The following is a 13877-nucleotide window of genomic DNA, read 5'->3' as shown; positions in this document are numbered from 1 at the left end:
CTATTTTTTACGACGTACCATAAAAACACACGTACCTACCGAAGATACAATCGCTAAAATAGATAAAACAATTGCTATCAATTGCATATTACTAGTACCTGCATTCTTTTCTACACTAGACACTTCACCATGTTCTCCTGTTAATGATGTACCTTTTGCAATTGTTGTAAATGAATGTGGTTTTTCAGCTTTTTCATCGCCCGTCCATTCCACAATTTCTCCGTCTTTATATTGTTGGTATGCATCCCAAGCTATTTTTTGTTCTTTATCCGGATTTTTAGCGACGAAAGTAAACCGCTGGAATTGGCCAGGTAAAATCCCTTCTCCTGTTGCTTCCCATACTACAGTTTTCACTTTTCCGGCACTATCTTTTTGCTCTTCCATCCTGGCACTGGTTCATACTGTTGGAATTCCACACCAGACGGTATTTTCAGTGTAACTTTTGTTGTTGCTACATTCTTTTCAACTGGTACTTTTATCGTGTAAGTCTCCCAAGAGCCGATGTCAGAAGTTGCTGGCTTCACAGTGACGTGTGCACTAACAGGTAACGAAAAAATTCCCATTGCAATTACTGTTGCGATCATTGTTGTTCCTAATTTTTTTATGCGTTTCATTTTCAATTAGCTCCTTTTTATCTATACCTACTCTTTATCCCGCTATTCGCCGGGCAGCCCAATTGATGAGGGCTGCTTAAAGTTTCACTTTATCTGCCACCTACAATAAATTTATAATCCGTATCGAAGCTATCAAGCGATTTCGTTAATCCATGTACTTGTATATTCCAGTTGCCTGTCATGTTAATATACATACCTTCTGCTTCATATTCTCCCGGTGAAACTGCCGAAACTTTAAATGATCCTTTTCCCATATTCATATCTAACGATTGAGTCGTTAATATAATTTGTTCCATATCAGTAACAGGTTGTCCGTTCTCATCCTTTAAAGTAATATGGAATATATTTTGTCCTACTCTATTAGGACTTACATTTAGCGTCATTTCATATCCATTATCTAATTGTTTACTCTCTGTAAAAGGTCCAGTAGGAGGCATCGGTGGTGTTTGTACATTTGTCATAAAAGCTACGATTACGAAAATGATAATTCCAATGATAAACTCTACTTTTACCGTAGCACCTAATCCTTGCTCCGCTCTCATTTTCCCTTTCACATAATGAATAATTCCCAATATCCCCATGAAAATGAATAAAAGTATCTTTGCTAATAAAGCTAATCCATACTTCGTATCAAATAACGAGTGGATTGTTGGAATAAAAAATGTACTGTTAAAAAGACCTGTTATGAAAATCACAATGACAGCACATGTTGCCCACGGTGAAAAACGCTTAATCATATCCCAATACATACTCCACTTGTTATCCTCTTTGCGTAAAAGGAGAATAATAGATGATAAACCACCAATCCATAATGAAGCTGCGAATAAATGTAGAAAATCCATAACGACAGCAATGTCTTTAAACTTTAAACCATATGCGTGACTATTACATGCTTTCATAACAAGTATCCCAATAAACAATACTATTGGAATGCTCCATACTTTAAACGACGAAAGCTTCTCACGCCTCATCGCAAAATACGTAACGATTATAAGCAAACTAATAAGAGTTATTTGGGAAATCCATATATATCCAAAAACAGAAAGCTGTAATGTTTCTTTTAATAGTAAAGGATTGAATGCTTCTAGCCATGAAACATCAGCATTTATTTTCGCTTGCAGTGGTAGATTGAATAACAAGCTAATAAATATCCCTAATAAGGAAATCCATATTATGTTCTTACTCCTTGATCGAACCGAGGTTGCATTCCCTTTATACATAATAAGATTAAAGAATAGCACGCCTATAAATAGTGAGAAACTTGTATATAAAATTCCACGTTCCATAATCATATCGATTTGTGGGACGTAACCCATCTCTTCCACTTGTATATCGTCTGCTTTCACTTCTGCTAATCCAATACGGAATGGAATAACTCCTTGAATTGGATGACCATCAGCTGAAATCACTTTCCACTGAATAGAGTACAGACCGTTTTTGAGATTCTCTTTTAATCCGGCTTCTAGTAGCTTTTTATTTTTTGTATCAATATGAGCATCTTTTAAATCGACCCTTTTACCTGATGTATCTCTCACGTACAATGTATTAAAACTTGAAACTTGTATGTCCTCATCGAATTCAATTTTCACAACAGATGGTGCTTTCTTCAATGTTTCATTTTCAGTAGGGTTTGATTTCACAACGTATGCATGAGCAGATGCACTTTTCGGTATCAATATAATAAGCACACATGCAAGTAATAGCCATGTCCCTACCCTTCTCATTACTTTCACAATCATTTCACTTCTTTCTTACTCATCGCTCTATTTTCATGCTTTTAACTTCCTAAGTTTAATTCTCGGGCGAAATATTAACCTAATTAAATATAAATTTCTATACAGTATAACTCTTTATTTCTCTCTCACCTATAAACTTCTAATAAAATAGTAACTACCTGTATAGATACAACTTACATTTTTAAAGTCGATTGTTATTATATCATAAAATATATTTATGTAAGTTCCTGAAGAAGAAAAGTTATCGTGAATCATTTGTGAAGAAAATGTGAAATACATAAATAAAAAGATGTTACTTTATTACGTAACATCTTTTTAAAAATATCTTTTTTCTATTTCTCTTCCGGATAATCACAATACTCTATGATTGTTCCCTCTGTATCCGCTGGGTTAAGATAGATTAGTCTTCTGCCGTGTTTATTCATTCGAAGTGTATGCTCTAACGTTCGAATACCTTGTTCTTTCAATTCTTCTAAAGCTACATCTAAATCATCTACTCGATATGCAACATGATGTACACCTTTACCTTTTTGTTTAATGAATCTGGCAATTGGCGACGTCGTATTATTCGTCGGTGCAAGTAATTCGATTCTATCTCCATCTACTTCAAGAATGGCTACTTCGCTTTCAACACCAGGTGCCTCACTTACGTAACGATCTATTAATGTTCCTAACAATACCTTTTCATAAAAACGTATCGTACTATCTATATCGCGCACTGCGATGCCGATGTGATCAATTGTTTTTTTCATTTTATTTCCCCTACTACTTTATTTTCTCTCATTATTAATAGTAACAAAAAAAGTTATAGAAACAAGTTCTATAACTTTTTTATTTAACCTATTTTCTTATCCGCACTAGCTGCTGGTTGAACTTGATTTTTTGCTTTCATAATGCTAATGACGTACCCGATCAGTCCGCCAATAAGTGCTGGTAAAATCCAACCTAACCCAACTTCATGCATTGGAAGTATTTTAGTAAGAAAATCGTTCACTACTGCTAACTTCATACCAGCTGCATTCAATCCATCGAACACACTTACAATAAATGTAATTAATAAGCTACCTTGATACACTTCTGCTCTTCCTTTAAACAATGGATGAAGGAGCGTTAGGAAAATTAAGACGATTGCTAATGGATAAATCGCGATTAATACAGGAACAGAAATTGCGATTAATTGCGTTAAACCTACATTCGCAACAACTGCACTGAACACTGATAAGATGATTGCTATCTTTTTATACGAAACATTCGGGAATAGTTTATGGAAGAATGAAGAACACGCTGAAACAAGTCCTACACTAGTCGTTAAACATGCTGCTGTAACCATAATTCCTAATATAATTCCGCCGTATGACCCAAAATAATAGTTTGAAACTTTTGCTAATACTGCACCACCATTATCTAAATGACCAAGTTTTGCAACACTTGAAGCTCCCATAAATGAAAGTGCTGAATAGATCATTGCTAAAATAGATGCAGCAATCAATGTTGCTTTTGCACAAACAATCATAATGTCTTTTTTTGTTTTTGCGCCCTTTTCTTTAATCGCATTGATGATAATAATACCGAATACGAATGATGCCAACGTATCCATTGTTAAGTAACCTTCTTGGAACCCTTTAAAGAACGCATGTGATGTATATGCCTCTGCAGGTGCTTGCATTTCTCCCATTGGATGAATAAAAGCAAATACTACTAAAATCCCAATAAACGTTAATTTAATTGGCGTTAAGATTTTTCCTACAATATCGACAATTTTCGCGGGATTTAGCGAAAAAAAACAAGTAATGCTAAAGAATATAATTGTAAAAAGAATGAGTGCTGAAGAACCCATAGCTTCTGGTACAAAAGGCTTCATACCAATTTCATAAGAAACGCTGCCTGTTCTCGGAATAGCGAATAGTGGACCAATCGCTAAATATAAAACTGTCGTAAATACAATGCCGAACACTGGATGTACACGACTTGCTAACGATTGTAAATCTTCTTTACCTGAAATTCCAAATGCTAATACCCCTAGCAACGGTAAACCTACACCTGTTACTAAAAATCCTGCATTAGCAATCCAAACATTCTCTCCTGCCGATTGACCAAGCATTGCTGGGAATATTAAATTTCCTGCCCCGAAAAATAGTGCAAATAACATTAAACCAATAACAACTATGAACGAAAACGGTACTTTATTCGTCATAATATAACCTCCATTCAAAATAACCTATGTCATTTCCAATTTTAACTAATTGAATTTTCTGAATATTTAACTTAAGTATCAACTATTCTTGAACTCATTATAGTTTGATATATAATATTTTGCAATACTATTTTCAAACTTTTCATTCATTTTATAAATATACATTTTTTAACATAGAAATAGACTAAAAAACCAACATGGTCATCCATGTTGGTTTTTCCATTTTTACTATCAATTAATTAAAATTTCGCCGCTACTTTCTTAACGTTCTCTAGACCTTCTTCAACAATTTGTTGTGAGCGATCTGGATATTGGTTGTGCCCTTCAATTACAACAGTCTCTGGATTTGTAATTCCCCAGAATCCAAGTACAGTTGTTACGTAATTAACTGCCATTTCCATAGGAGCCATTTGTTCTGAAGAGTAATCTGAACCACGAGCACCTAACACAACTACTTTCTTACCACCAGCTAAACCTTCTGGGCCATTAGCTGTATATTTAAACGTTTTTCCAGCTTGAGATAAGTATGAAATATATGTGATTAATGGTGCTGGTACAGTAAAGTTCCATAACGGGAATGCAAATACAACTTTATCAGCTTCTAAAAACTGATTTAAATATTGATCTACTGTAGCAACTGCCTTCTCTTCTTCTGCTGTTAATTCCATACCTTGACTACGTTTGTATCCACCTGAAATAGCAATATTTCCGTAATAAGGAAGATCTAATGCAAATAAATCTAACTCTGTAATTTCTGTATTCGGATTTGCTTCTTTATAAGTACTTACAAATGTTTCATACATTTTTGAACTAACTGCTTGCTCCGCTGGACGATCGTTTGCTTTTACAAATAATACTTTTGACATTGTTTTATTCCCCTCTACTTTTGTATTTTCTTCTTTTTTACCAAATAACGAGCTAAATAATCCCATTTTCTTCACCTAAACTTTCTTATCATATTCATTATTCAACATCATAAAAATTCTTATTCTAATAAAAAGTTCCAATTGATACCTTAAGGAAAGTTAATTAAAACTTTTTGTTATTTAATTACCTTATGTAAGTGATTGTAATATAGTCACTTACTTTAGTCAAGTAACTTTTAATAAAAAAATAAATCTCAAATTAAAAACATTTACTAAAATACAATTGAACACCAAATTACAGCCTTATTACTTGTATAATAAAATTAGAGAGGAAAATTCATATTTAGAAAGGATTCATTCATGAGCACGATAGAAAAGATTCAAACTTTTATTATTCTTTTTGCTGTTACATGCGGCATCATACTTGGACAATTTAATGTTATACATATGTATTCAGACAAATTTATTGTTCCCTTTTTATTTTTCATGCTATATGGATTATTCCTTAGCATCCCATTAAAAGAAATAAAAAACGGATTTCACAATTTAAAATTTGCTGGAACAAGTCTTACTATTAACTTTTTATGGACACCTTTACTCGCTTGGGGATTAGGAGCACTATTTCTTTCAGATCACCCAGCACTGTGGGTTGGATTTATAATGCTAATGGTTACTCCATGTACAGATTGGTACTTAATCTTTACTGAAATAGCAAAAGGTAATGTAGCACTTTCTACAGCGATTTTACCAGTAAATTTAATTTTGCAAGTACTACTACTTCCCATTTATTTATTTTTATTCGCTGGTGTTATGAAGACTGTAGCGGTTTCTGTTTTAGTAGAAAGTATTGTTATCGTAATCGTCTTACCATTTTTACTTGCACACGCTACAAAATTCATTATGAATAAACTGAAAAAAGCTGAAACGCTCGAGAATAAACTCATTCCATTTTTCAGCTCTGCCCAAATTGTATTTTTAAGTTTAGCAATCGTAGCGATGTTTGCATCACAAGGTAAATATTTACTACAAAATATGAATGTCGTTTTATTATTACTCATTCCTGTTCTATTGTTCTTCATCATTAATTTTGTACTAGGACAATTTATCGGGCACGTTATGCGCTTATCTTATAAAGATACAGTAAGTCTAAACTTAACAACGTTAGCAAGAAACTCACCTGTTGCTCTTGCTATTGCTGTGACTGCTTTCCCTGACGAGCCTCTTATTGCACTTGCACTCGTTATTGGACCGTTAATTGAACTGCCAGTACTTGCTTGTGTTTCACAGGTGTTGTTACTTATTAAGAAAAGACGGCAATATATATAATAAAAAACGTCCTATAGCAGGACGTTTTTTATTTTTGAAAAATCTCATACAACACTTATTTCTTATTTATCATTACAAATGAAATAACCGAAACTAGAAACGTAATAATACCAATTATAATAAATACAATAGAAGCTGAAATTGACTCTAAGGAATATCCCGTTATTGCAATTCCAACCGGGGTTGATACTAATAATAACGAATTTAAAAAACCAAAAAATCTTCCTTGCACTTCATTTGGAATTAACTTTCTATACAACACTCCAAAATATATATTACTTACCCCAAATGCAATTCCTGACAGAAAATAATAAACTGAAAATAATACCGGATTTAACGTCGTACCCATTGCAGCATTAAAAACCCCCATAATAGCTGTAAATATAAAAGCAGTCGTAATCGTTTTATATGTACGAATCTTTTTCGTAATAAATGCTCCTATTAAAATCCCTATCGGTGATGCCGCAAAAACTATACTATACCATCCCGTAGAAAGGTCCATTTCTCTAACAACTATTACTTGTAGCGAAAGCATACACGCCGCTCCAAGTAAATTAATAAGCGCAGCGCTCATAAGCAATGTTTTCAATGATTGATTACTATTAAATATGGAGAAACCCTCTTTAAAGTCTTCGTAAAAAGGCTTTTTCTTTTCTACTTTTAATTCACGTGGAAATTTAATTTTCATTAAAATTAAAAATGATATAAAAAATGTAATTGCATCTAACAAAAATACTCCATGAAAATTAAAAATACTAATTAAAAAGCTAGCCATTAAAGGAATAGCTACCGATATGGTTTGTATTGATATTTGCCTCAGCGTAATCGCCTGTTGAACATGCTTTTCTTCCACATATGTTACTAATGCTGCATTTGAAGCCGGAGTAAATAAAGCACTCCCAATTGAGCGTATTATAAGTAAAATTAGTAACGGAATGTATAGCATTTTATTATAAAATGCTATAACTGCAATTAAAATCATGACGATACATCTCATAACATCCGCAATTATCATAAGCTTTCTTCTCGACATTCGATCTGCTAACGTTCCTGTTACAGGTGCAAATAAAATCGCCGTCGTCGCAATTGCAACGTTTACTCCAGAAACAAGTAATGGAGAGTTCGTTAATTTCATTACCCATAACGGTAAAACGAGCGTAACCATAGAATTACCTATTAAAGAAATGCAACTTGCTAAGAAAAAATACGAAAAAATTTTATTGCTCCAAATACTTGTGCTATTCTCTTTTAAATCCTCAATTTCATTATTCACTGCATCCTCCATTTTCCTCTTGTATATTTTCTTTAATTCTTCCTCACCACCTTTCAAAACCTCTATTTAAATGAGAAAAAACCTTCTTCAAAATAAGAAGAAGGTTTACTTATAACCGCATCTTATCTATTAGGAATTTTAGATCCTACAGGATTTAGCACCTTTATATCACATAAGGTTGCTGAGGCTTCGAAGGGCCAGTCCCTCCACCTCTCTTAATAAGAAGTTTTTATTTAATTATCTAAATTCATTATATTTTACATCAAAATAATTTCAATATGTTTTTTTATACAGTTAAAAGAAGATGACATCTATCATCTTCTTTTAACAATTTTGTCGTTACGTTAACAAGACCTTTCTAATTAAAAATGATAGGAAACGTAAATATAACGAAAGCTGCCCAAAGTCCGTAAATTGGTAAATACTTCGTAACGGCATCTTGGATAGCTGTCGGTCCTGATTTGCTTTGCAAGAAACGCATATAGGAAAACATAATCCAAATTAAATTTGCCCAGATCAGTATGTTTACCCCTAAAACAGCAAGTCTATTAGGTGTAATCCCGTAAGAAGAAAGTCTGAATACAATGGCTGATAAAGCGACAGTGTCAATAATAAGCGCCAGAACAATTAAGGCAAAATTTATATAATCTGAAATGTTCTTTTTCTCATCCGAATCACTCTCAACGATAGAAAATATGGTAACGGCCAACACGCCAAGGAGTATTCCGTTGAAGGCCATTAAGAAATTGCGGTCCAAGAAAGGATTTTTCCCGACCCATATAACCGTTATAAGATAGATTAGCAACGTAATCAAGACAAGTGGACTAAAAATTTTAGATATGTATGGTGTAATATTTTTAGCAAGTTTAAGATTCATTGATACTAAATATGCAGCCACAATAGCAAGAGCAGCAGCACCAAATAACACAACATTACTAAAATAGAATTCTCCTATATCCAAGTCAACAAAGCTAAATAAACGCATGGTGAATACTGCTAGAATCATTCCGCTAACTGCCATGCTGGCGTAGAGAAGGGCATATTCCAAATTAAATTTAATATAAGCTAATCTTGTACTGCCTTTTGAATATTCATTTCCTGTAAACGCAAGTCCTACCAAGATCCATAAAAATATAGGAAGATGTAAATAAGCAAGGATAATACTGTCTTTATAATTTAATGGCAACGTATTAAGATATATCCCGGAAATTAGGAACAACGCTATAAGGGAATAAATAATACTTTTTTTCGGCGTATTATGGTAGACAAAATAAGCGACAATAAAGGGAATTACACCAAAAGCTAGGTTAATTGGAGCAATTGCTTCTTGTTCGACAAAGTAGAAAATGATTCTGGTGCTTATCCCGGCCAGAATAGCTAACATGCCCATAAATAAGAAACCTTTTTGAAACAACGACTTTTTTTCCGCATTTGCCGTCTCCTTGAAATGTAACCTTTCATACCAGGCAGCTAGCACCTGAGAATCAGAGTTTTCATCCCATGCTTGTGAGAATGACTTTTTAAAAGCTTTCGGGTCTTTTCTATACATTCTCTCCAACTCATGAGGGTTATCCATATTTTCGATAATCAAATTTTGATCGTTCATAGCTTTACCTCCTCTAATAAAAAACAGCTTTGTTCCCTTTCTATAAAAAGCATCTCACCGATTTATTATGATAATGATTTTAATACATTATTTATTGTTTTACAATAAATAATTATCAATTATAAAGATTTTTTTATTGTATATTTTATTTCAAACAAAAATATATAGTACTACTTATTCAAAAAAAATATCCTATAGAATAGACTTTTTTAAGCGTCTATTCTATAGGATATAATTTAATTATCATATTTTTATTTGTTAAAACAACTTAATTCTCAAATACAAAATTAATCTTATTATCTTTCCACTCTAATTTCGCATCAAATGTTTTCTCGCCCTTTTTAAAGCCTTTAATTAAATCGGTCTTTTCACCTTTTAATAGCTTTGTCATATTCTTTTGCGAAATTGTTTTACTTAATATCTTCTTCGAGATGGTAAAGTCACATTGTGTCGTGTTGTAATTAGAACAGCCGTAAAACGTTGACTTATCAATCACATCGCCATCACATTTTTTACAGCTACCAACCTTTTTACCTGTTGTAAATTTCGATCCTTTTCGCTCAATCGATTCAACATGCAATCCAGTAAAGTCCCATTTCTCTGACATTTCCACTGCATCTTCAATAATTTTAGCTGATAGCTTTTTCGTTTGTTCCATAAATGTAGCTGGTGAAGCCGTGCCTTCACCAATTTCTGCAAGGCGCTGCTCCCATTTCGCTGTCATTTCTGGTGAAGCTAGTATTTTGTCACCGATTGCGGTAATTAATACTTTCCCTTTATCGGTCGCATACACTTGGTTCTTCTTCACATCTATATATTTACGGTCTTTCAGCATCGTAATAATTCCAGCGCGAGTTGCTTCTGTGCCTAAACCTTCTGTTTTCTTTAATACTTTCTCCAGCTCTTCATTCTCTAAATACTTACCAGCTGTTTTCATTAACGTAATAAGTTGTCCTTCTGTATAACGCTTCGGTGGTTGTGTTTTTCCCTCTTTCACTTTCACTTTTACAACTTTTCCTTCTTCACCTTCAGCTACAATTGGAAGAATGGTTTCGTCATCTTTATCGTCTTGGAAAATAACTTTACGCCAGCCTTCTTGAATTTGCTGTTTTCCTTTTGAAATGAATTCAGCACGTTCATCTACAAGCGTTACAATCGTTGTATAGTCAAAGATTGCAACTTCATAGTGAGCTGCTATAAGTCTTCTAACAATCATATCGTAAATTTTCTTTTCATCACCTGATAGTCTGCTTGGATTTGTAACTTGCTCTGTCGGAATAATGGCGTAGTGATCTGTTACTTTCTTTTCATTCACATAACGCTTATTATTCATAATCGATTCAACCGGAGCTGGTAATAAACCTTTATATTCATCAAACTGACTTAACTTCTGTAAAATATCAGGGAACGTTGCTGCCTCTCCTTGGGTAACATAGTTGGAATCCGAACGAGGATAAGAAACAATCCCTTTTTGATATAGTGCTTGCGTTATATCAAGCGTCTTTTTCGGTGAAAACTTAAAGGCTTTATTTGCCGTTGCTTGCAGTGATGATAAGTTAAATAAAAGCGGCGGCTGAAATTCTTTACGCTCCGTTTTCATTTCCTTCACTACTGCCGGTTTACCTTGGCAAAATGCCGCAATTTTATTCGCCATATCAGGGTCTTTTAAGCGGGATTCACTATCCTTCTCCCATTTCCCCTCATACTTCTTTCCTTCTATATTAAAGGTTGCGAACACTTCCCAGAACGGCTCTGACTTAAAGTTTTCTATTTCCTTTTCACGCTTTACGATTAACGCGAGTGTCGGTGTTTGTACACGACCAGCTGAAAATACATCATTCATTCCTTTTTTCTTTAACAAAATACTAAACACACGTGATGCATTCATACCAACAACCCAGTCAGCACAAGATCTTGTGTATGCTTCATAATACGTATTAATCGTGTCTGATTCATCAAGCAAGTTTTTAAATCCTTGATAAATAGCTTGTTTCGTTAAAGATGAAATCCAAAGACGTTTCATCGGCTTTTGCACGTTGCAAAGGTTAATAATATTTCGTACAATCAATTCCCCTTCACGCCCAGCATCGCCCGCATGAATAATTTCTGTTACCTGAGGATTATGTAACAGCTGTTTCACAACGTTAAATTGTTTATACTTCGACTTTGTTACTTCAAATTGAAATCGTTCAGGAATCATCGGTAACGTATCAAGTGACCATTTTTTCCACTCTGCGTGATAATGTTCTGGATTACATAACTGCGTCAAATGACCAATTGCCCATGTACAGTACGCTCCATTTGGAAATAACTCATTCGCTTCTACTTCTAAATATCCATCTTTCCGGCGATATTTAAACTGTGAAACAAGAGCCAAACCTTGATCTGGTTTCTCGGCAATAATTAATTTCATTTTATAACTCCCTATCTGTATTCCACTGTTACTTTCATTGTCTATCTGTTTAGAAGCGATGATAAAACAACAATCTTATTTATCATTCGCGGGTTGTCCCGAGTAATGGGATAACTATAATATTATACGCTTATTCTTTATTGCTTCACAATAGAAACTCATTATATAACACTTTCTTTCACATGTTCACACGTAAAAAAATCAAACGCCACCTTGCTTTCATTTATGAAATTGTGCAGATAATATGCAGATATAAATAAGCATAAGTACTCTCTATATGAACATATGATGAAGTGAATGATAGGACAGGGAGGTATCATGATGTTTGCTTATACATTAACTGCCTTAATGCTTTGCTGTATCTCAATTATTATTACATCATATATTTCGAAACGTAGTGGTACCCTAATGGAGTATATGGTATTTATTATGTCTTTTAGTATGAGTATCGGTTTAAGTATAGGTTTTTATTTAGGTATTCTATTTAAAGGAGAATTGCTATATTCTACTTTGCTTGCGATTTTAATTAGTGGTTGTATCGGCTTTTTAGTTGGTCTACGTTTTCATCTATATACTGCTTTAGAAGGAATGTTCTCTGGGGTAATGGCAAGTATGATGGGAGCAATGATTACAGAAATGCTAAATGCGCAACAAGCTCATAGTATACTGTTTATCAGCCTTTTATTTACTATAACGATTACTATGTCATTTATAATTCAAATTTTATCAGAAAGGTTTTCTACTGTGATCCACCGATGCTTTTTGTTATTGCTTTCAATTAGTGTTGTAATTATTGTTTCGGTATTCATAACATTCCCCGATTTTACTCCTTCAACTTCACACGAGTATAAACAACATATGCACTAACACTTAAAACAAAATTATTAAATCAGAAACCTTAGAAGAAGCGATACTTTTAGGTATGCAAGAGGATTTCTCTGTAACGAATGTATTAGCAGTTCTCCTATTTATTAGGGCTTTATTTCTTAAGAAACAATAACACTGTGATTATTAAATTAGAAAAAGGTAACCAAAATCCTCTTCACAAAAAAACGTATGATTGTGTATAATAAGAACTAATGTTCCTTTCGGGGATTCACTAAACCTAAATTACACTTATATATCAAATAGAAGAGGATTGATATACCATGAAAATTGATAGACCCAAAATTTCACCAGAGTTATCTTCAAAAAATTTTCAAGATATTTTTTATGAAGAAGATCCTACACTAGAAATGTGTGAAATTATCGATTCCACTTTCGAAAATGAATCTGTGGATAGAGTACGATTATATGATGCCGTGATAAAGAATTGTAAGTTCACGAATACAGACTTTAGCAATATTGATATTACAGATGTTTGTTTTGAAAACTGTGATTTATCAAATGTTAATTTAAGCAATTCTTCTGTTCACAGAGTTGAATTTAAAAACAGTAAATTAATCGGGGTTAATTTTACAGAATCTAGCTTAGGAAATGTTAAATTTGAGAATTCTATTTTGAACTTAGCTGCATTTGGAAATTCTAAACTAGAAAAGATTGTATTTAATGAAACTTCATTAAATAGTGCAGATTTTTTTGACTGTAAACTAAAAAAAGTTGAATTCCAATTATGTAGCCTTGACGAAGCTAATTTTGACCAGACATCACTGAAGGGGATCGATATTAGCTCTTCTAATTTTAATACTCTGACAGTTTCAGTGAGCGATTTAAGGGGATGTAAAGTATCTACATATCAAGCTGTTCAGTTTGCGACTTTATTAGGATTAATAATTAAAGATTAGTATTTCGAAGATAAAAAGAACCCTATCCCGAATCATGGATTTTTTAATTGTCCACGATTCGAGAT

10 protein-coding genes, 1 pseudogene and 1 riboswitch are annotated in these 13877 nt (G+C 33.4%); of the genes and pseudogenes, 3 read left to right on the top strand and 8 right to left on the bottom strand.

What is annotated here, in order from left to right; translation table 11 throughout:
- The 5 genes and pseudogenes from NLJ82_RS09480 to NLJ82_RS09460 form a co-directional block, all read right to left on the bottom strand.
- Positions 1-614: pseudogene (locus tag NLJ82_RS09480) on the bottom strand (YcnI family copper-binding membrane protein).
- Between the two features lie 89 nt (positions 615-703).
- Positions 704-2353: a copper resistance CopC/CopD family protein gene (locus tag NLJ82_RS09475; RefSeq protein WP_000636165.1), complete on the bottom strand. Its 1650-nt coding sequence runs from the start codon at positions 2351-2353 to the stop codon at positions 704-706.
- A 329-nt stretch (positions 2354-2682) separates the two neighbouring features.
- Positions 2683-3102 carry a VOC family protein gene (locus NLJ82_RS09470; protein ID WP_000750834.1) on the bottom strand — a complete coding sequence of 140 codons (420 nt, stop codon included), beginning with the start codon at positions 3100-3102 and terminating at the stop codon, positions 2683-2685.
- A gap of 83 nt (positions 3103-3185) precedes the next feature.
- Entirely contained in the window at positions 3186-4544 is a 1359-nt protein-coding gene (gene brnQ / locus NLJ82_RS09465) for a branched-chain amino acid transport system II carrier protein (RefSeq protein WP_000182719.1), read from the bottom strand.
- 239 nt (positions 4545-4783) lie between these two features.
- On the bottom strand, positions 4784-5476 hold the full coding sequence (locus NLJ82_RS09460) for an FMN-dependent NADH-azoreductase (RefSeq protein ID WP_000522524.1): 693 nt from the start codon (positions 5474-5476) through the stop codon (positions 4784-4786).
- A 294-nt stretch (positions 5477-5770) separates the two neighbouring features.
- Between NLJ82_RS09460 and NLJ82_RS09455 the strand changes: the two genes are divergently transcribed.
- Entirely contained in the window at positions 5771-6736 is a 966-nt protein-coding gene (locus tag NLJ82_RS09455; protein ID WP_000103774.1) for an arsenic resistance protein, read from the top strand.
- 55 nt (positions 6737-6791) lie between these two features.
- Here NLJ82_RS09455 and NLJ82_RS09450 read toward each other — a convergent pair whose 3' ends face one another.
- From NLJ82_RS09450 to topB, 3 genes are all read right to left on the bottom strand, one after another.
- Positions 6792-8021: an MFS transporter gene (locus tag NLJ82_RS09450; RefSeq protein WP_000389106.1), complete on the bottom strand. Its 1230-nt coding sequence runs from the start codon at positions 8019-8021 to the stop codon at positions 6792-6794.
- A gap of 107 nt (positions 8022-8128) precedes the next feature.
- Positions 8129-8234: riboswitch (SAM riboswitch) on the bottom strand.
- Between the two features lie 133 nt (positions 8235-8367).
- The gene (locus tag NLJ82_RS09445) at positions 8368-9615 is read right to left on the bottom strand and encodes a DUF4153 domain-containing protein (RefSeq protein ID WP_000999657.1); all 1248 of its coding nucleotides are present in this window, start codon (positions 9613-9615) and stop codon (positions 8368-8370) included.
- Between the two features lie 268 nt (positions 9616-9883).
- Complete coding sequence (topB, locus tag NLJ82_RS09440) at positions 9884-12028, bottom strand: DNA topoisomerase III (RefSeq protein ID WP_000766744.1); 2145 nt, start codon at positions 12026-12028, stop codon at positions 9884-9886.
- A 321-nt stretch (positions 12029-12349) separates the two neighbouring features.
- On the opposite strand from topB, the gene NLJ82_RS09435 reads away from it, so the two are divergent.
- Entirely contained in the window at positions 12350-12895 is a 546-nt protein-coding gene (locus tag NLJ82_RS09435; protein ID WP_000458505.1) for a hypothetical protein, read from the top strand.
- Between the two features lie 281 nt (positions 12896-13176).
- Positions 13177-13812: a pentapeptide repeat-containing protein gene (locus NLJ82_RS09430; RefSeq protein WP_000687264.1), complete on the top strand. Its 636-nt coding sequence runs from the start codon at positions 13177-13179 to the stop codon at positions 13810-13812.
- Positions 13813-13877 lie beyond the last annotated feature (65 nt).

Source organism: Bacillus paranthracis, from assembly GCF_024296885.1.
GTDB classification, from domain to species: domain Bacteria; phylum Bacillota; class Bacilli; order Bacillales; family Bacillaceae_G; genus Bacillus_A; species Bacillus_A paranthracis.
The sequence above is the reverse complement of the archived record's forward strand: the minus strand, read 5'-3'. Positions and strand labels throughout refer to the sequence as shown.